The organism is Microbacterium kribbense (genome assembly GCF_039537285.1).
Lineage (GTDB): Bacteria > Actinomycetota > Actinomycetes > Actinomycetales > Microbacteriaceae > Microbacterium > Microbacterium kribbense.
Genome location: NZ_BAABAF010000001.1, coordinates 351451 through 369379 on the forward strand (window position 1 = coordinate 351451; position 17929 = coordinate 369379).

Genomic DNA, 17929 nt, shown 5'->3' on the forward strand with positions numbered 1-17929 from the left:
CGGCAGACATGGCGCAGGCACCCGACCGCGATCTGGTGACGCTGTTCACCAAGGCCCTGCGCAAGCTCGGCGAAGCCGGTGAGGTCGAAGAGGCCAGCATGCTCGCCGCGCAGGCCTGGTGGGGTCTGCAGAAGACCGATCCCCGGGCCGCCGAGCGCGTGAACGGCACGATGCACTACCTGGCGAGACTGCCCGCGGGCAGTGGCAGGCTTGAGTCATGACAGTTGTGACCGACATCCCGCACGCCCCGGCAACCGACCCCGCCACGCCCGAACGCACTCAGCTCGATGCGGAGCAGGTGGCCCGGTGGCGCGCGCAGTTCCTGGCCGACCCGGCCGCCGTGCGCGCCATGAACGCCGTCACCCGCACCACGATCGACGAGGTCGCCCTGAACCGGCAGCGCGTGGTCGAGGTGCGTCGCAGCATGTCGCACCGGCTCGACGACTGGGAGGCCACGAATCAGCAGAAGTCGGGCCGGTGCTGGCTGTTCGCGGCGCTGAACCTGCTGCGCAGCGATGCCCGCCGCATCCTGCACGTGAAGAACTTCGAGTTCAGCCAGAACCACGCGATGTACTGGGACAAGATCGAGCGGGCCAACTACTTTCTGGGCGACATGATCGACCTCGCCGGCCTGGCCCCCGACGACCGGCTCGTCGCATTCCTGCTCGATCAGCTGATGGGCGACGGCGGCCAGTGGAACATGGAGGTCTCGATCTTCGCGCGGCACGGCGCCGTGCCCAAGGAGCTGATGCCCGAGACCGAGTCCTCCTCGAACACGGCACGGATGAACGCGGCATTGCGCACGCTGCTGCGCCGCGGCGGCCGGACGCTGCGCGACGCCGTCGCCGATGGGCACGACGCGGCCGAACTGGCCCAGCTGAAGGATCGGATCCTCGCCGACACGCACCGCATCCTCACGATCCACCTGGGCGTGCCGCCGACCGAGTTCGAGTGGCAGTGGAACGACGACGACAACGCCTTCCACCGTGCCGGCACCTTCACGCCGCAGTCCTTCCTCGCCGAGTACACCGAGATCGACTTGGCCGACTACGTGTGCCTGGTCGATGACCCGCGCCCCGAGCACCCGAAGGGCGCGACCCTGACGGTCGCGCACCTGGGCAACGTCGTCGGCGGCGACCCGGTGCGGTACCTGAACGTCGACATCGACCTGATGAAGCAGATCGCCGCGCAGACGATCGTCGCCGGCGAGCCGGTCTGGTTCGGCTGCGACGTCGGGCCGCAGATGGCGCGCGCCGACGGCCTGTGGTCGGCCGACCTGTTCGACTACGCCGGCGTGTACGGGGTGGACCTGGCCACCACCAAGGAGCAGCGCGTGCGCTACGGCGAATCGGCGATGACCCACGCGATGCTGTTCACCGGCGTCGACCTCGACGCCGACGGGGCGCCGCGCCGCTGGCGGGTGGAGAACAGCTGGGGCACCGACAAGGCCGACAAGGGCTTCTACACGATGGATGACTCGTGGTTCGACGAGTACATGTTCGAGGTCGTGGTGCGCAAGGACCGGCTGCCCGCCGAGCTGCGGACGGCGCTGGAGGCAGAGCCCCTCGTGCTGGACGCGTGGGATCCGATGGGTGCGCTGGCCTGACATGCCGGGGCCGGGCCGGTGGCGCGCGGAGCGGGACGACATCGCCCTGCGCTTCCGCCCGCTGACCGAGCGCGATCTGGCGGACGCCCCCGGCTGGCTGGGCGAGATCGACCTGCGCGCGGACCGTTGGCGTGACGAGAGCACCCGCTCAGTGGTCGCCCAAGGCGAGGACGGGGCGATCCTGGCCGCCGGCATCGTGTGGACCTCGCATGCGCACGACGACCGGTACTGGGCCGATGTCGTGGTGGACCCGGCGCGTCGACGTGCGCGGATCGGAACCGCGATGTTCCGGCACCTGTCGGGCCTGCGCGCGCGCGATCTGCCGTTCATGACCCGCGGGTACGTCGACGACCCGCGGCTCGCGTTCGCCTTCGCGCTCGGCGCGCGCACGATCCAGGTCGTGCCGCCGGCGCGGATCGAGCTGGTGCGCCGCACGGCGCTGCGGCCGCTGCCCGGGATCGCCCCGGGCACCGAGGTGCCGATGTCGGCGATCGAGGACGCGAACGCCTCGTTCTACCAGTGGATCCACGCGTCGTGGAGCCCGGTCAGCCCCGAGTTCGTGGCGGCCGTGAACGCGGGGCTGAAGGACGATCTGGACCTGGCATCCACTGCCGTCGCCGTCGACGGGCAGGGCCGGCCACGGGCGGTCGCCCTGGTCTACGGCGACACCGACCCGCCGGTCGTGTGCGCCGAGACGGTGCGCCCGGACGAGCCGGACGGCGAGCGCCTGGTCGAAGGGTGCCTGCGGGCGGCGCTGGATGCCCTCGCCGAGCGCGGGCTGGCCGAGGTCGAGTTCGACGGCCACGTGACCGACCCGCACCTGCTGCCCAACTGGGCCAAGCTCGCCCCGTCCGGCCGCTGGTTCCTGCTCGTCGAGGTGCCGCCGGCGCGGTGAGCGTACCGCCGAGCTGACGCCGCGCGACGCAGGTCAGTGCCTGTCGCGGGCGCTGTCGCCGGTCACCAGGGCAGCGGGCGCTCGCTGTCGCGGCCGCCGTCGTGGCCGATGCCGGCCAGGGTGTCGCCGCCCGAGCGGATGCACAGCCAGCGCAGCGGCTCGGGGCTGTCCGGCAGCGCGCGCCAGATGCGCCAGACGTCCTGACCGACGCGCACCACGGTGCCCGGCTGCACGTCGATGACGTCGTCGTCCAGGCCCATCTGGCCGCGACCGGTCAGGAACACATAGACCTCTTCGTGCTGGGAATGGGTGTGCCACCCGAAGGCCTGCTCACCAGGCTGGATGCCGTTGGCCGACATGCCGAGGTACTGCGTCGACAGCTCCTTGTCGACGAAGTGCTTGCCCGTCGACCGCTCGCCGGCGAAGTCCTGCCAGGTGTTCAGTGCGCCCAGTTGTGTGACGTCGTATCCGCTCATAGCGCCACTCTAACCGCGGCCGATCAGCGCCCGCGCGCCCGGTTCGGCGCGCGCTTCGACAAGGTCGGCGCGCTTCGACAGGGTCGGCGCGCTTCGACAGGGTCGGCGCGCTTCGACAGGGTCGAGAGCGCTTGGACAGGGTCGAGAGCGCACGCATCGTCGACCCGCCGGCCCCACTCAGTCATCCAGCAGCGCGGCGGCGAACATCGGCCGGGCTGCATCCGCACTCGGCGGATGGAACAGGCCGGCCGCGGCATCCCGGAACAGCCGGCTCAGCTCGCTGCCGTTGGCGAAGCCGCCGCCGCCGGCGCACAGCAGCGCCGTCTCAGTCGCGCGGCGGGCGGCTGCGGATGCGTTGATGCGGGCCGAGACCAGCAGCTGCGGCCAGCGCGAACCGTGATCGACGAGGTCGTCGAAGTCGCGACTGTACGCGTCCAGCTGCGCCGGCACGGCCAGATAGTCCCGGTAGGCGTCGGCGATGCGGGTGCGGTACTCGGGGATCTCGGCGTAGGTGGTGCCGCTCTTGGCCGACATGCGGTGCTTGAGCCCCGCCGCGCCCAGTTCGAGCGCACGGCGGGCGACGCCGGCGTAGACCGCTCCCACCAACAGCTGGAAGTTGCTCGTGATCGCGAACGTGAGCAGGTCGGGATGCCGTCCCGGCGGCATCGTACGGGCGACCCGCTCCGCGCGCATCGGCACCTGCCGCAGGATCGTCGCGCGGCTCTGCGAGGCACGCATCCCCAGCACGTCCCAGTCGTCCGAGACCGTGATGCCGGGGGCATCCCGCTCGACGAACCCGTAGACGAGCTCGGGCTCGGTGCCGCTGGAGTCAAGCCCGTGCACGATCAGCCGGGTCCACACCGGCGACAGCGACGTGAAGATCTTCACACCGGTGAGCAGGTAGCCGCCGTCGGCCTGCGGTTCGGCGACCGTGTTCGAGCCCTGCAGCACCCAGTCGTTGGCCGGCTCGCTGATGCCGAACGCGAAGATCTCGCCGGCCATCACCTCGCCGAACAACCAGGTCAGCGACCGGTCGCCGCGGTCGACCATGGCCGTGACGACGCCGGTGCACATCAGATGCATGTTGACCGCCAGCGCCGTGGCCGGCGCCGCGCCGGCCAGCCGCTGCTGCAGCCGCGACACCTCGTTCAGGCTCAGGCCCGGCCCGCCGAACTCGGTCGGCACGAAGAGCGTCAGGTACCCCTGCGCGACCAGCTCGGCGAGGTCTTCGTCGAAGAAGCCGTTCGCACGGTCGTAGCCGGCCGCGCGCTCTCGGAAGCGCTCCAGCAGCTCGTCGGGCAGATACCGTGCGGCCAGTTCGGCATGGCGGATCTCGCGGTCGGTCATCAGTGCTCCTTCATCGATCCGGTCGGTGTCATCGGTCCGGCTGCGCTGCGGCGCGGATCAGCACGGCGGCGTTGTGCCCGCCGAACCCGAACGAGTTCGACAGCACCGTGGCCACCGGCAGCCGGCGGGGCGCTGCGGTCACGAAGTCCCACTGTGTGAACTCGGGGTCGTCGAGGTTGATCGTCGGCGGCAGCAGCCCCTCGCGCAGCGACTGCACGACGACGATCGCCTCGGCGACGCCGGAGGCGCCCAGCAGGTGCCCCATGCTCGACTTCGTCGCGCTGATCGGGATGCCGTGGGCGCGGTCGCCGAGCGCGGCGTGCAGGCCGTTCAGCTCGGCCGCGTCGCCGGCCGGAGTGCCGGTGCCGTGCGCGTTGATGTGATCGACGTCATCGGGCGACGCCTGCGCGTCGACCAGGCAGTCGCGCACGGCCTGCGCGGCGCCCCGCCCCTGCGGGTGCGGTGCGGTCGGATGGTACGCGTCGGAGGACGCGCCGAAGCCGGCCAACTCGGCCAGTGCCGCGCCGCCGCGCGCGCGGGCGGCGTCTTCGGACTCGAGCAGGATGGCCGCCGCACCGGCCGACATCACGAATCCGTTGCGAGCCCGATCGAACGGTCGCGATGCGGCGGCGGGGTCGCCCTCGCGACCATATGCCAGCGCGCGCATATTCGCGTTCGACGCCAGGTTCACCGGGTTCAGGCAGTCCTCGACGCCGACCACCAGCACGGCGTCGGCGTAGCCGTGGCGGATGCTGCGCAGCGCCGCGCCGAGCCCGACCGCTCCGCTGGCGCAGGTCGCCGACATGCCCTGCGAGGGCCCGAACACCTGGTAGCGCTGGCTCAGCACGGCCGCCGCCGCGTCGGTGGCGCCATAGATCGACAGCGTCAGGGGCACCGCCCGCGCGCCGCGCTGGTCGAGATCGCGCGTCGCGTGCTGCATCGCGTCGACCGGGCCTGAGCCGGAGGCCGCGATGATCTCGAACCGGTGCGGGTCCCACGGCAGGTCGCCGGTGCCGGGCGCCCAACCCGCCACCGCCTGCGCCAGCGCCTGGTCACCGGCGGCGACGGCCCAGTGCTGGCTGCGGCTCAGGCGCCGCGCCAGCTGCGGCGCCAGCACGGTGGCTGCGTCGAACCCGCGCACCTGCCCGCCGATGCGCACCGCGAGGCCGGCGAACTCCGGATCGTCGAGCGTCGTGACGGCACTGCGGCCGTGCACCACGGCATCCCACATCGAAGCGACATCCAGCCCGCTCGGCGTGATGGCGCCCATCCCGGTGATGACGACGCGGTGCTGCCCACTCACAGCCGCACCGCCTGTCGGTGCGCGACGAGGTCGGCGGTGGCCGGGCGACGGATCTTGCCGCCGACCGTGCGCGGCAGCGCCGCGACGCGATACCAGCGGCGCGGCACGAACTGCGGTGCCAGGCGGGCCGCGGCCCACTCGCGCAGGTCGGCCTTGGTCGGCGCCGGGTGCCCGTCCTCGACGGCGCCGTCCTCGATCACGAGGGCGACCACGCTGCCGAGCCGGTCGTGCGGCAGCGCGACGGCGCAGACGGCGCCGAGCCCGGGCATGCCGCCGAACGCGCGCTCGACGTCGGCCAGCGACACCTTGTGTCCGCCGGTGATCGCGATGTCACCGGCCCGTCCCGCCAGCACGAGCGCGCCGTCTGCGATCCGGCCTTGGTCGTGCACGGTCGCCCAGCCGTCCGGACCGCGCAGCACGGCATCCGTCGTCGCGGAGACATACCCGTCGGAGCATGCGTCCGCGCGGATCCACAGCGTGCCGAGCTCGCCGCTCGGCAGCGGCGCGCCGTCATCGTCCCGGATGCTCGCGCCGATGCCGTCGTACACCGCGATGCGGGTGCCGTCGCCGCCGCGGCTGTCGCCGATGAACCCGATCTCGGCGGCGCCGTAGTAGCTGATCAGCCGCACGTCGGGCAGCGCTTCGGCAAGGCCGGTGCGCAGCACGGCGGGCAGGTTCGCGCCGCCGGTGACGACCAGGTCTAGGCCCGCGAACCGGCTCGGGTCGCGGCGCGCGGCATCGGTCAGCGCGGCCACGACCGCCGGCACGGCGACGACGCGGGTGATCCGCTCGTCGTGGATGCGCCGGCCCATCCGGATCGGATCGAACGCGTCGGCCAGGTGCGCACTGCCCCCCGAGGCCAGGCACTCGATCAGGGCATAGAGGGTGAGGCTGTACGAGACCGGGCCGGGTGCGAGGGTCGCGACGCCGGGCAGCGGCTCGAGGTGCGCGCTCGAGACCGCGAAGTTGGTCCGATACTGCTGCCGGGTCTTCAAGAACGCCTTCGGGTCGCTCGTGGTGCCCGACGAGAACAGCAGCAGGAACGGCTCGGAGCCGGGGCGGACCGTGGGCATCGCGGCCGGTTCGGCCGCTGCTTCACGGTGGCGGAACTCGTCGGGCGAGACGAGCGTGCCGGTCCAGCCGCGCTGCGCGAGCGCGGCGGCCAGGTCGGGGGAGTCGCTGATCACCACGCCGATGCCGCAGGCCTGCACGATGCGGGCCCGGTGCTCGAGCGGCCAGCGCGGGTCGATCGTCGCCGACACGGCGCGATAGCCGGCCAGTCCCGCCAGGATCCGCGCGGTGTCGAAGGCCGAGGTGACGCTGATCGCCGTGATCGGGATGCCGCCGGTCTCGGCGGCCGGTGCCGGCGGCGCAGGCTGGGCCCGGTGCAGGCTGTCGGCGGCGGCGAACACGCGGCGGGAGTCCTCGACCAGCTGCCGATAGCTCAGCCGGGTGTCGGCGGAGACGATCGCGGGTCGATCGGGATGCTGCGCCGCGACATCCAGGATCATCCCCGTGATCGGCACCCGCCACCCCCCTGCGCATCGACTCGACAAGTCTAGTTCGGCATTCCTGGACGGCGTCCATGTTGCGCCGCCGTGGCCCGGCGCGGTGCCGTCCGTCGGGGCGGGAACGGCCCGCCTAGAATCGCCCCATGACCGTCACCACTCGTCGCGTGCAGGATCTGACCGTCGAAGATCACACCATCACCGTGCCGCTGGTCTGGGGTGCGGCCTCCGACACCCGCACGATCGAGGTCTATGCCGCCGTGGTCGCCCGCTCCGGCGGGGAGGACCTGCCGTATCTGCTGTTCCTGCAGGGTGGGCCCGGGCACGAGGCGCCTCGGCCGTTCCATTCGCCCAGTGCGCCCTCGTGGCTGGATGCCGCCCTCGAGCACTACCGCGTCGTGATGCTCGACCAGCGCGGCACCGGGCGGTCCACCCCGGTCGGGGACGAGGATCTCGCGGCGCACGGGGCCGCCGACCTCGCCGAATACATCACGCACCTGCGCGCCGATTCGATCGTGCGCGACTGCGAGGCCCTGCGCGAGCACCTGGGGGCGCAGACCTGGAGCACGCTGGGCCAGTCGTTCGGGGGATTCACGACGCTGGCGTACCTGTCCACGGATGCCGCGTCCCTCCGCGAGGCCTACTTCACCGGCGGGCTCTCGGCCGTCGGGCGCCACCCCGACGAGGTCTATGCGCTCACCTACGACAAGCTGCGCAGCGGCTCGGAGCGGTACTACCGGCGCTTCCCGCACCACCGCGACGCGGTGGCCCGGCTGGCCGACCTCGCCGCGGACGGGGCCATCGTGCTGCCCGGCGGCGAAGTGCTCTCGGTGTCGCGGCTGCGCTCGCTCGGCATGCTGCTGGGCTCTGGCGACGGCTGGCAGCACTTGTACGCCTTGCTCGAACAGGAGCCCGCCACCAACGCGTTCCGCCACGACCTCGCCGAGGCACTGCCGTTCTCGGCGCGCAATCCGCTGTACTACGCGTTCCACGAGTCCAGCTACGCCGACGGTGTCGCCACCAACTGGTCGGCCGACCGGATGCTGCCGGATGACTTCGCCGCCGACGTCACGTTGCTGACCGGTGAGCACGTGCGGCGCGAGTGGATCGACACCGTGCCCGGCCTGCGGCCCTGGCGCGACGTCGTGCTCGCGCTCGCCGGGTTCGAGTGGCCGAAGCTCTACGACGCGGCCGCGCTGCAGGCATCCGATGTGCGCGGCGCCGCCGCCGTCTATGTCAACGACCTCTATGTGCCGCTGGAGTTCTCGCTGGACACGGCCGCGCTGCTGCCCGGGGTGACCCCGTGGATCACCAGTGAGCACGAGCACAGCGGACTGCGCGAAGGCGACGTGCTGCCGCACCTGTTCGACCTCGCACACGGGCGCCGGGTGCGCTGACCGCACGAGCGCGCACCGCCGGGCGGGATAATCGAGTCATGCACCTGCAGCGAAGGCCGGCATGACCGATCCGCGAGCCAGGCTGCCGCTGACCGTGTTCGCCATCCCGTTCGGCCTGAGCGGGCTGGCCGGCGCCTGGACCGTCGCGACTCCGGTCCTGGGCGTGCCCCCGGTGGTCGGCGCGGTGCTGTGGGCGATCGCGGCCGGTGCGTGGGTCGTGCTGCTGGTCGCCTACCTGCGCCGGGCCGCACCGGTGGCGTCCACCGTCATGCGGGACCTGCGCGATCCGATGCGCGGCCCGTTCGGCGCGCTGGTTCCCGTCGTGGCGATCCTGCTCGGCGGCGCGCTCGCGCAGTGGTGGATGCCGGGGGCGGTCGTGCTGGTCACGGTCGGCGTCGTGGTCATCGGCATCCTCAGCGCGTGGTCGCTGGCGGCCGTGCTGACCGGCGCCGTGGACGCCCGCATCTTCCACCCCGGCTACTTCCTCTACACCCTTGCCGGCGGCCTGATCGGCGCGATCGGGCTCGCCGAGGTGGGCGCGCACGAGGTGGCCCTGATCGCGTTCGGCGTGGGCGTGTTCTTCTGGATCGTGCTGTCGGCCGTCGTGATCGCGCGGCTGTCCGCACTGCCGGCCCTGCCGGCGGGGGTGCTGCCCACGCTGGCGATCTTCTCGGTGCCGCCCAGCGTCGCCGGGCTGGCCTGGTTCGGCATCGCGGGCGAGCACCTCGACATCGTGCACCAGGTGCTGCTGGGGCTGATGCTGCTGCTGCTGGCCAGCCAGGCGGTGCTGGTGCCGCGCTATGCGCGGCTGCCGTTCGGCATCGGCACCTGGTCGTTCACGTTCACTGCGGCGGCGCCGGCCAGCTACGGCATGCACTGGCTGGGGCTGGCCCAGCCGGCCGGCTGGGCGGTCTGGTCGTGGCTGATCCTGGCCGCAGTGACGGTGTGGATCGGTGGCATCGCGGTGCGCAGCCTCATCCGCGGGCGGCGCCTGGTCGAGCCGGCTACGGCTGCAGCAGCACCTTGATGGCGCGGCGCTCGTCCATCGCGCGATAGCCCTCGGCCACCTCGGACAGCGGCAGGGTCAGGTCGAACACCAGGCCGGGGTCGATCTCGCGGCGCCAGATCCGGCCGATGAGGTCGGGCAGGAATCGGCGCACCGGCGCCGGGCCGCCGAACAGATGCACCTCGCTGTAGAACAGCAGCTGCCCGGACAGCTCGACGCCGTGCGAGACGCCGACGAATCCGACGTGTCCGCCCGCGCGGGTGGACCGGATCGCCTGCAGCATCGACTCCTGCGTGCCCACCGCCTCGATCGTCGAGTGCGCGCCGAGCCCGTCGGTGAGGTCCTTGACGCGCGCGACGCCCTCGTCGCCGCGCTCCTCGACGATGTCGGTCGCCCCGAAGGTGCGCGCGAGTCGCTGCCGGTCGGCGTGCCGGCTCATCGCGATGATGCGCTCGGCACCCTGCACGCGCGCCGCCAGCACGCCCAGCAGTCCGACCGCCCCGTCGCCGACGACGACGACGGTCTTGCCCGGCCGGACCGCGGCGGCCTCGGCGCCGAACCACCCGGTGCCGAGCACGTCGGATGCCGCCAGCAGCGATGGGATCAGGTCGGCGTCGGGCGTCCCCGGCGTCGCCACCAGCGTGCCGTCGGCCAGCGGCACGCGCAGCCGCTCGGCCTGCGCGCCGAGCGAGCCCATGCCGATCGCCTGCACGCACCGCGACGGATAGCCGGAGCGGCAGATCTCGCAGGTGCCGTCCGAGGCGAAGAACGATCCGATCACGACATCGCCGGGGCGCACGGCGCGCACGTCGGCGCCGACCTCTTCGACGACGCCGAGATACTCGTGCCCCATCGGCGTCGGGCGCCGGATCGGGTTCGCCCCGCGATACGACCACAGGTCCGACCCGCACACGCAGGTCGCGAGCATGCGGATGACGGCATCCGTCGGCTGCTCGATCTGCGGATCGGGGCGCTGCTCGAAGCGCACGTCACCCGGCGCGTGGATCACGGCTCCGTACATGCTCAGTCCTCCTTCCCGCCGGCGGGGGCGTCCAGCCGGGTGGTGCCGTCGTCGGTGATCACCAGGATGCCGGTCGGCTCGCGCAGCGCGGCCACGGTGGCCTCCGCCGCCCGGTCCACGCGCACCCGCGGCGGCGTCGGCTGTGCCTGGGTGTGGAAGGTGTCCGGGCCGTAGAACTGCCCGTACCGCAGCACCACGCCGCCGATCTCGAGCACTGATCGTTCCAGGGAATCCACGGCGTCGCGGCCGAGGCCCGGCGCCATCGGCCAGGCGACGCTCTGCGCGAGGAATCTGCGCGCACCGGCTGCGCGCGCCGCTCTGATCAGGTTGCGGGTGCCTTCGATCCGGATGCGCGCATGCCGCTGCCGGAACTCGTCCAGCTGCGCCGGATCGTCGGGCAGATCGGTCAGCTCGTGCAGCACCAGGTCGGGCTCGAAAGAGACCATGGCGTCGGTCACGGCGGCCAGGTCGTAGACGTCGCACACCACCGGCACGGCGCCGAGCTCTTCGAGCCGGGCCGCGTGGGCCTCGGTGCGGGTCATCCCGGCCACGTCGTGGCCGGCGAATTTCAGCAGCGGAAGAAGGTGGGTGCCGATGACGCCGGACGCCCCGGCCAGGAACACGCGCATGCTCCGATCGTATGCGGGCGCACGCCCGGGCGGGAGGGACCGTGGTCTCGCACGGCGCGGCGGCGGCATCCACCCGTCCTAATGTTGTCGGTATGAGACCTGATGATCTGCACATCGACACGATCGCCGTGCACACCGGCCGCGACGATCTTGCCGCCCTGGGCGTGCATGCCCTGCCGATCGATCTGTCCACGACCAATCCACTGCCCGACATCGAGCACGGCGGCGACTCGTACGAGTCGATGGCCACTGGCGGGCGGCCGCTGCCGGACGGCGGCATGGTCTATGCGCGGCTGTGGAACCCGACCGTCGCCCGGTTCGAGAAGGCGCTCGCCGAGCTCGAGGGCGCCGAGACGGCCGTCGCCTTCGCGTCGGGCATGGCCGCCACGACCGCGATGATCCTCGCGCACACCGGCACCACCGGCACGCGGCACATCGTCGCGGTGCGGCCGCTGTACGGTGGCACCGACCACCTGCTCGAGTCGAACCTGCTGGGCACTGCGACCACCTACTGCGAGCAGGACGAGGTCGGTGCGAGCATCCGCGACGACACCGCACTGGTGGTCATCGAGACGCCGGCGAACCCCACCCTCGACCTGGTCGACATCGCCGCCGTCGTCGCACAGGCAGGCGACGTGCCGGTCGTCGTCGACAACACCTTCGCGACGCCGGTGCTGCAGAACCCGATCGCGCTGGGCGCGACGATGTCGCTGCACAGTGCCACGAAGTACATCGGCGGGCACGGGGATGTCATCGCCGGCGTGATCGCGTGCGACGAGGCCACCGCGACCCGGCTGCGCAGCGTGCGGGCGATCACCGGGGCGATCCTGCACCCGCTGGGCGCCTACCTGCTGCACCGCGGGCTGGCCACGCTGCCGCTGCGGATCCGGGCGCAGCAGGAGAATGCCCGCCGGATCGCCGAGTGGCTGGGCACCCAGTCGGCCGTGCGGCAGGTCTACTACCCGGGCGTGGACGGCGACCCGCGCGGCATCATCGGCCGGCAGATGCGTGGCACCGGGGCGATGCTGGCGATCGGCCTGCACGGCGGCTACGCCGCGGCCAGCGAGCTGACCTCGAAGGTGCGCCTGTTCGAGCACGCCGTGTCGCTGGGCGGAGTGGACTCGCTGATCCAGCATCCTGCCGCCCTCACACACCGTCCGGTGCCGCCCGAGGTCCGGCCGTCGGCGGAGGTCGTACGGCTGTCGATCGGCATCGAGAACGTCGACGATCTGGTCGCCGACTTGGCGCAGGCGCTGGGCTGAGCGCGTCTGTGCAAGGGGGCGAGCGACGTCCCGCGGCACGACTTAGACTGGAGGCACATTTCTCGCCGTCTGCGAGTCTCCTACTGCCGAGGATTCTGCCTTGTCGTCTGCCCCCGCTGCGCACCGCCTAGAGGTGCGGCACCTTCAGCTTGCGCGTGCCGTCCTCGCGGCGATCGCCGCGGCGATGATCACGTTCTCGCCGGACCACTCGGCGCCGCTGGGCCTGTCCGTGTTCAGCGGGTTCGCGATCGCGGTCGCCCTAGTCTTCTTCATCGCGGCCGCGCTGGTATACCCGGCCGGCGCTCGCGGCGGCGCGATCGTGCTGGGTGCGCTGAGCATCCTCGCCGGCATGGTCGCCAGCGCCCAGCCGCTGCGCAGCGAGTTCACCTTCTTCGCGGTGGTGCTGGTCTGGGCTCTGTCCACCGGCGTCGTCGAGGCGATCCTCGGCCTGCGCGCGCGGCGCGCCCTGCGCGATGCCCACGTGGGCGCGGATGCCGCCTCGGTCCGGCAGCGCTCCGACGCGCGCGATGCGCTGACCATCGGCATCCTGGGCGTGCTGCTGGCGATCGGGCTGGCCGTCGTCCCCGTGCAGTATGTGCTGCGGTACACGGTCGCCGAAGCTCACCAGACCTTCACCCTGACCGGCATCACGATCGGCGTCGGCATCTTCGGCGCCTACGCCGCGATCGTCGCGGTCTATCTGGCCATCGCCGCGTTCTCGCCGCGCAAGGACGCCGAGCCGAGTCCCGACCCGGCGGCCGACTCGGCCGCATCCGACGAGCACTCCGGAGGTGCCGCATGAGCGACAAGCGCCCCACGACCCGCAAAGACCTGATGAAGCCGGCGCAGCTGCTCACCCTGGCACTGATCGGCGCCCTGTTCGCGGGGATCGTCACGCTGGTGTCGATGGGCTTCTTCCAGCGCACGTTCCCGGGCGAGGGCCTGCACGCGTTGTCCGTCGCCGCGATCGTCGCCGGCGTCACCTTCATCGTGACCGCGGTGGTCATCGCGCTGCTGCTGCTGGCCGTGCAGCCGGGCGAGATCACGCACCGCGTCGACGGCCCGGTGCTCATCGGCCGCGACCAGCGCTACGCCCTCGAGATGGCCGCGAAGGACGCCGCCGCGAAGGCGGGGGCTGCCGGGGCTGGCGCTGCCGGTGCTGCGACCGGTGCCGCCGCGGCTCGTGCCGCCGGTGCTGACGGCGCCGCGGGTGTCGGCGCGGCTTCGACCGACCCCGGTGCCGGCGCGGCCGAGGCGCCTGCCACCGGCGAGACTGCGCCGGGCGCAGTGACAGCGCCCGGCGCGGCGGACTCCGCCTCCGGCGCCGCGACAGACGGAACGGCGCCCGACAAGGCGTAGGCAGCCCGTCCCGACGAGGCATAGCCAGACCGCCCTGGACCGGCTCGCGCTGCCCTTTCTGACATCCGCGCACGAAAACAACGGGCGCGGATGCGGATTTCTATAGCGCGAGCCGCGCCGACCGCGCCGCCGGCCCTGCCGGCGAGCCGTCGGCGCCGGTTGAACCGCCCGGGCCCCGAGCGCTCAGCGCCGGGCGAGCCGTTCGGCCACCCCGACATAGGTCGCCGGGGTCAGGGCGAGCAGGCGCGCCTTGGCGGCATCCGAGATGTCCAGGCCCTGCACGAACGCGGCCAGGTCGGCGCGGCCCACGCGGTGCCCGCGGGTGAGGTCCTTCAGCAGCGCGTAGGGGTCGCTGATCGACGAGCGCCCGGCGGCGATCTCGGCGCGCACGACGGTCTGGATCGCCTCGGCCAGCACCTCCCAGTTCGCGTCGAGGTCGGCCAGCAGCACGTCGCGGGACAGCGAGATCGAGTCCAGCCCGCGCAGCAGATTGTCCAGCGCGAGCAGCGAGTGACCGAACGCGACGCCGATGTTGCGCTGCGTGGTCGAATCGGTCAGGTCGCGCTGCATCCGCGAGGTGACCAGCGTCGACGCGAGGGTCGCGAACAGGCCACCGGCGATCTCGAGGTTGGCCTCGGCGTTCTCGAACCGGATCGGGTTGATCTTGTGCGGCATCGTCGACGAGCCGGTGGCCCCGGCCACGGGGATCTGCGCGAAGTAGCCGAGCGAGATGTAGGTCCAGGCATCCGTCGCCAGATTGTGCAGGATGCCGCCGGCATGCCGCGCGCGATCGTAGAGCTCGACCTGCCAGTCGTGCGACTCGATCTGGGTGGTCAGCGGGTTGAGGCCGATGCCCAGGCCCGCGATGAACTCGCGCGACAGCTGCGGCCAGTCCACGTCGGGGTCGGCGGCGATGTGCGCCGAGAACGTGCCGGTCGCGCCCGAGAACTTCGCCAGGAACTCGGATGCCTCGATCTGGTGGGCCACCCGCGACAGGCGCCACGCGAACACGGCGAGCTCCTTGCCCATCGTGGTCGGCGTCGCCGGCTGCCCATGCGTGCGTGCGAGCATCGCCGCGTCGGCGTGCTCGTTCGCGAGGCCCTCGAGCACCGCGATCACCTCGCGCAGCTTCGGCAGCCACACGCCGCGCACGGCGCGCTGGACGGTCAGGGCGTAAGCGGCCGAGTTGATGTCTTCGCTGGTGCAGGCGAAATGGGTGAGCTCGGCGATGCGGTCCAGGCCGAGCGCGGCCAGCCGGTCGCGCACCAGGTACTCGACGGCCTTGACGTCGTGGCGGGTGACCGCCTCCTTCGCGGCGAGCCAGGCGATCTCGGCCGGGCCGAAGTAGGCATACAGTGCGCGCAGACGCTGCCTGTCGGCATCCGGCAGCGGCGATGAGCCGAACAGCGAACGGTCGGTGAGGGCGATCAGCCACTCCACCTCGACCTCGACGCGGGCACGGTTCAGGCCGGCCTCGGAGAGGAACTCGCCCAACGGCGCGACGGCATCACGGTAGCGCCCGTCGAGGGGGCTGAGGGGCTGGGGCGGCAGGGCGGTCACGGGGCTCCCGTTCATGACAGACCCGCGCGCGGCCGGTCAGCCGGCGGCGCGGATCGCGGGTTCGAGCTGCCGGAAGAGCGCCCGGCACGCGCTCTCGATCATACCGAGCACTTCATCGAACATCTCCGGGTCAGCGTAGTAGGGGTCCGGGACATCCCGCGCGCCGTTCGCGTTGGCGTCGAACGAGAGCAGCAGCGCGACCTTGCCCTCGTCGTCCTCGTTGCGCGCCCATTCGTGCAGCACCCGCTCATGCCCGGTGTCCAGCGCGATCACCAGGTCATTCTCGTCGAAGTCGCGGTAGCTGAACTGGCGGGCGCGGTGCGCGCCGCCGTCGTAGTCGTGGCGCTGAAGGGCCGCGATCGTGCGCCGGTCGGCGCGCTCGCCGACGTGCCAGTCGCCGGTGCCTGCGCTGGTGGAGACCACCCGGCCGCCCATCCCGACCGACTCGGCGAACCAGCGGAAGACGACCTCGGCCATCGGCGAACGGCAGATGTTGCCGGTGCAGACGAACACGACGCGGAACGGCGCGTCGGCGGGAGGGCTCATGGCTCTATTTTGCTGGTAACGGCGACTTCTGCACAGTGCGGGTGGCCGGGTTCGTTGTCCACGGATCGGGAGACCCGGCCGATCCGGCGTCGCGCGGCCTGGCACCGTGGAGGGATGACGCCTGATGCGCTCCAGGTTCTCGACGTGCTGGATGCCGCCATCCGGCGTCTGGCCGATGCCGAGGCCGCACTTCAGGGCGTGCAGGCGGCCGCCGACCGAATCGTCGCCGACACGGCGTGGCAGTCCGCCGCCGTCGCCGCCTACCACCGCATGGTCGCCGACTGGCAGGCCCGGCTGCGGCAGGCGGCGGCACAGGTCGGGCGCGACCAGCAGCGGCTGCGCACGCTGCGGGCGAGCCTGCTCGCCCAGGCGGGCACCGGATGAGGCGGGCGATGGGTGGGTGGGAGCGCCGGGGATGAGTGACGATCTCGACATCCGCGCCGGCGGCGTCGTGGCCGTCGACACCGCCAGCCTGCGCGCGGCCGCCGATCGGTACGGCGTGCAGCACAACGCGATTCGGGATGCCGTGGCCGACCTGTTCGCGCAGGCGCAGCGTCTGCGGCAGTCCGGGTCGGTGGTCGGGTACGTGAGCACGCTGGGGTGGGAGCTGACCCAGACGGCGCACGCGGTGTCGCGGTGCGCGGATGACGCGCGGGCGATCCAGGCCGACCTGGACGCGCTCGCGGGTGAGTACGAGGACGTCGAGTGGCGCGCGGTGCAGGGCTGGCGGGTCGCCCAAGGGGTCGCCGGGTTCGCCAACACCGGGCTGCTGCCCGCACCGTGGGTCGTGGCGATGGGCCTGGGCGCGAACGCGATGCAGGTCGGTGTGCACCGGCTCGGCACGGGCGTGATCGAGCCGGGCGAGGTGCTGACCGGGCCGCGGCCGCCGGTGCACCTGCGCGTGGGCCAACCGATGTGCACCGTACCGCCGTCCGATCTCGCCGACGGGTTGGGCCGTGTCCCCGACGATGATGCCCGGGTGCGCATCGAGACTTACACGATGCCGGATGGCGCGCACCGCTACGCGGTCTACATCGCCGGCACCCGCGCCTTCACGCACTGGCGGGGCGACGGCCCCGACCCGGCTGACATGCAGTCCGACCTCGAGCTGTACCTGGGCGAGCATGCCGCCGCCGACGAGGTGGTGCGCCGCGCGCTCGCCGCCGCTGGCGTGCCGTCCGGCGCCCAGCTGTATCTGTTCGGCCACTCCCAAGGCGGCATGATCGCCGGCCGGATCGCGATCGACGGCGGCTACGACACCAGGCTGCTCGTCACGGCCGGGTCGCCGACCGAGGCGGCCGTAGGGGAGGGCACCCTCAGCGTGCAGCTGCGGCACACCGACGACCTGGTGCAGAGCCTGACCGGCGGCGGGTCGGCCGGCCCGGTCGGCGCGCCCGGCAGCATGGTCGTGCAGCGCACCGCCGATCCGGTGCCGTGGCTGCGCGACATCGCCCTCGAAGCCCACTGGATCAGCGACTACGTCGAGACGGCGCGCCAGGTGGATGCCTCGGCCGACCCACGCGCCGGAAGACTGCACGACGTGCTCGGCGAGCTGGCCGCCGCCACCGCGGTCACTGCGGTGCAGTACGACGGCACGCGGGTCGCCCCCTCGGGCCCGAGGCCGCCGACTCCGGCGCCCAGCCCGGGACCCGCCGCGGCGCCGAGACCGGCCCCGGTGCCGAGTCCAGGATCTGCCTCGGTGCCGAGTCCAGGATCTGCCCCGGTGCTGGGGCCGGGGCCGTCGTCCGCTACGCCGACCGGGCTTGCGCCGTCGCCCAGCCCGGGACCTGCTCCATCACCGAGGTCGGAGGTATCGCATCCGGATGCCAGCCCCTATCGGGCGCTCCCGAGACGGCCATCGGCGCGATAGCCATGCCCGTAGCTCCGTACCGCCGTGTCGGTGAGCGTCATGACGCCCGGACCACACCGGCACCCGACCCGCGAGCCCGACCCCTCGATCCCCGACCCCACCGGCATCCGAGCCGGCCGACCCACAGTGGAGTTCCTTGCCGAA

Annotated in this window: 18 protein-coding genes; 10 read left to right on the plus strand and 8 right to left on the minus strand. The window is 72.4% G+C overall.

The genetic code is table 11. The features are described 5' to 3' along the window. The first annotated feature begins 8 nt into the window (after positions 1–8). The 3 genes from ABD705_RS01620 to ABD705_RS01630 are packed head-to-tail and all read left to right on the plus strand — an operon-like array spanning position 9 to position 2501. Positions 9–221: a hypothetical protein gene (locus ABD705_RS01620; RefSeq protein ID WP_344779830.1), complete on the plus strand. Its 213-nt coding sequence runs from the start codon at positions 9–11 to the stop codon at positions 219–221. Then, positions 218–1606 carry a C1 family peptidase gene (locus ABD705_RS01625; RefSeq protein ID WP_344779832.1) on the plus strand — a complete coding sequence of 463 codons (1389 nt, stop codon included), beginning with the start codon at positions 218–220 and terminating at the stop codon, positions 1604–1606. The genes ABD705_RS01620 and ABD705_RS01625 overlap by 4 nt, the downstream gene beginning before the upstream one ends. Then, positions 1593–2501, plus strand: coding sequence for a GNAT family N-acetyltransferase (locus ABD705_RS01630; RefSeq protein WP_344779834.1), 909 nt, complete (start codon positions 1593–1595; stop codon positions 2499–2501). The genes ABD705_RS01625 and ABD705_RS01630 overlap by 14 nt, the downstream gene beginning before the upstream one ends. Before the next feature lie 62 nt (positions 2502–2563). Here the strand turns inward: ABD705_RS01630 and ABD705_RS01635 are convergent, their stop codons facing one another. The 4 genes from ABD705_RS01635 to ABD705_RS01650 all read right to left on the minus strand — a co-directional run bounded on the left by ABD705_RS01635 (position 2564) and on the right by ABD705_RS01650 (position 7153). Beyond that, on the minus strand, positions 2564–2977 hold the full coding sequence (locus ABD705_RS01635; RefSeq protein ID WP_344779836.1) for a cupin domain-containing protein: 414 nt from the start codon (positions 2975–2977) through the stop codon (positions 2564–2566). 177 nt (positions 2978–3154) lie between these two features. Beyond that, a complete protein-coding gene (locus ABD705_RS01640) occupies positions 3155–4324 on the minus strand; it encodes an acyl-CoA dehydrogenase family protein (protein ID WP_344779838.1) in 1170 nt (389 codons plus the stop codon). Positions 4325–4352: 28 nt separating this feature from the next. Then, positions 4353–5627, minus strand: a complete 1275-nt coding sequence (locus tag ABD705_RS01645) for a beta-ketoacyl-[acyl-carrier-protein] synthase family protein (RefSeq protein WP_344779840.1) — start codon at positions 5625–5627, stop codon at positions 4353–4355. After that, positions 5624–7153 (minus strand): class I adenylate-forming enzyme family protein, encoded by a 1530-nt coding sequence (locus tag ABD705_RS01650; protein WP_344779841.1) that lies wholly within the window; start codon positions 7151–7153, stop codon positions 5624–5626. The genes ABD705_RS01645 and ABD705_RS01650 overlap by 4 nt, the downstream gene beginning before the upstream one ends. Before the next feature lie 128 nt (positions 7154–7281). Here ABD705_RS01650 and ABD705_RS01655 point away from each other — a divergent pair, with 128 nt between their 5' ends. Continuing rightward, positions 7282–8532, plus strand: a complete 1251-nt coding sequence (locus tag ABD705_RS01655) for an alpha/beta fold hydrolase (RefSeq protein WP_344779842.1) — start codon at positions 7282–7284, stop codon at positions 8530–8532. 61 nt (positions 8533–8593) lie between these two features. Then, complete coding sequence (locus ABD705_RS01660; protein WP_344779844.1) at positions 8594–9559, plus strand: SLAC1 family transporter; 966 nt, start codon at positions 8594–8596, stop codon at positions 9557–9559. Here ABD705_RS01660 and ABD705_RS01665 read toward each other — a convergent pair. Both ABD705_RS01665 and ABD705_RS01670 read right to left on the minus strand, forming a co-directional pair. After that, the gene (locus ABD705_RS01665; protein WP_344779846.1) at positions 9537–10559 is read right to left on the minus strand and encodes a zinc-dependent alcohol dehydrogenase family protein; all 1023 of its coding nucleotides are present in this window, start codon (positions 10557–10559) and stop codon (positions 9537–9539) included. The two genes, ABD705_RS01660 and ABD705_RS01665, sit on opposite strands and share 23 nt — an antisense overlap. Positions 10560–10561: 2 nt before the next feature. Then, entirely contained in the window at positions 10562–11188 is a 627-nt protein-coding gene (locus ABD705_RS01670; protein ID WP_344779848.1) for an NAD-dependent epimerase/dehydratase family protein, read from the minus strand. Positions 11189–11280: 92 nt separating this feature from the next. Between ABD705_RS01670 and ABD705_RS01675 the strand changes: the two genes are divergently transcribed. The 3 genes from ABD705_RS01675 to ABD705_RS01685 all read left to right on the plus strand — a co-directional run bounded on the left by ABD705_RS01675 (position 11281) and on the right by ABD705_RS01685 (position 13809). After that, entirely contained in the window at positions 11281–12450 is a 1170-nt protein-coding gene (locus tag ABD705_RS01675) for a trans-sulfuration enzyme family protein (protein WP_344779850.1), read from the plus strand. Between the two features lie 100 nt (positions 12451–12550). Further along, positions 12551–13252: an acyl-CoA synthetase gene (locus ABD705_RS01680; RefSeq protein WP_344779852.1), complete on the plus strand. Its 702-nt coding sequence runs from the start codon at positions 12551–12553 to the stop codon at positions 13250–13252. Beyond that, a complete protein-coding gene (locus ABD705_RS01685; RefSeq protein ID WP_344779854.1) occupies positions 13249–13809 on the plus strand; it encodes a hypothetical protein in 561 nt (186 codons plus the stop codon). Before ABD705_RS01680 ends, ABD705_RS01685 begins: the two co-directional genes overlap by 4 nt. 183 nt (positions 13810–13992) lie before the next feature. Here ABD705_RS01685 and purB read toward each other — a convergent pair whose 3' ends face one another. Then, positions 13993–15369: an adenylosuccinate lyase gene (gene purB / locus ABD705_RS01690; protein WP_344780424.1), complete on the minus strand. Its 1377-nt coding sequence runs from the start codon at positions 15367–15369 to the stop codon at positions 13993–13995. Positions 15370–15405: 36 nt separating this feature from the next. Continuing rightward, positions 15406–15915 carry a low molecular weight protein-tyrosine-phosphatase gene (locus ABD705_RS01695; RefSeq protein WP_344779856.1) on the minus strand — a complete coding sequence of 170 codons (510 nt, stop codon included), beginning with the start codon at positions 15913–15915 and terminating at the stop codon, positions 15406–15408. A 114-nt stretch (positions 15916–16029) separates the two neighbouring features. Here ABD705_RS01695 and ABD705_RS01700 point away from each other — a divergent pair, with 114 nt between their 5' ends. Then, complete coding sequence (locus tag ABD705_RS01700; RefSeq protein ID WP_344779858.1) at positions 16030–16299, plus strand: hypothetical protein; 270 nt, start codon at positions 16030–16032, stop codon at positions 16297–16299. Between the two features lie 31 nt (positions 16300–16330). Further along, positions 16331–17785, plus strand: a complete 1455-nt coding sequence (locus ABD705_RS01705; protein WP_344779860.1) for a hypothetical protein — start codon at positions 16331–16333, stop codon at positions 17783–17785. Positions 17786–17929 lie beyond the last annotated feature (144 nt).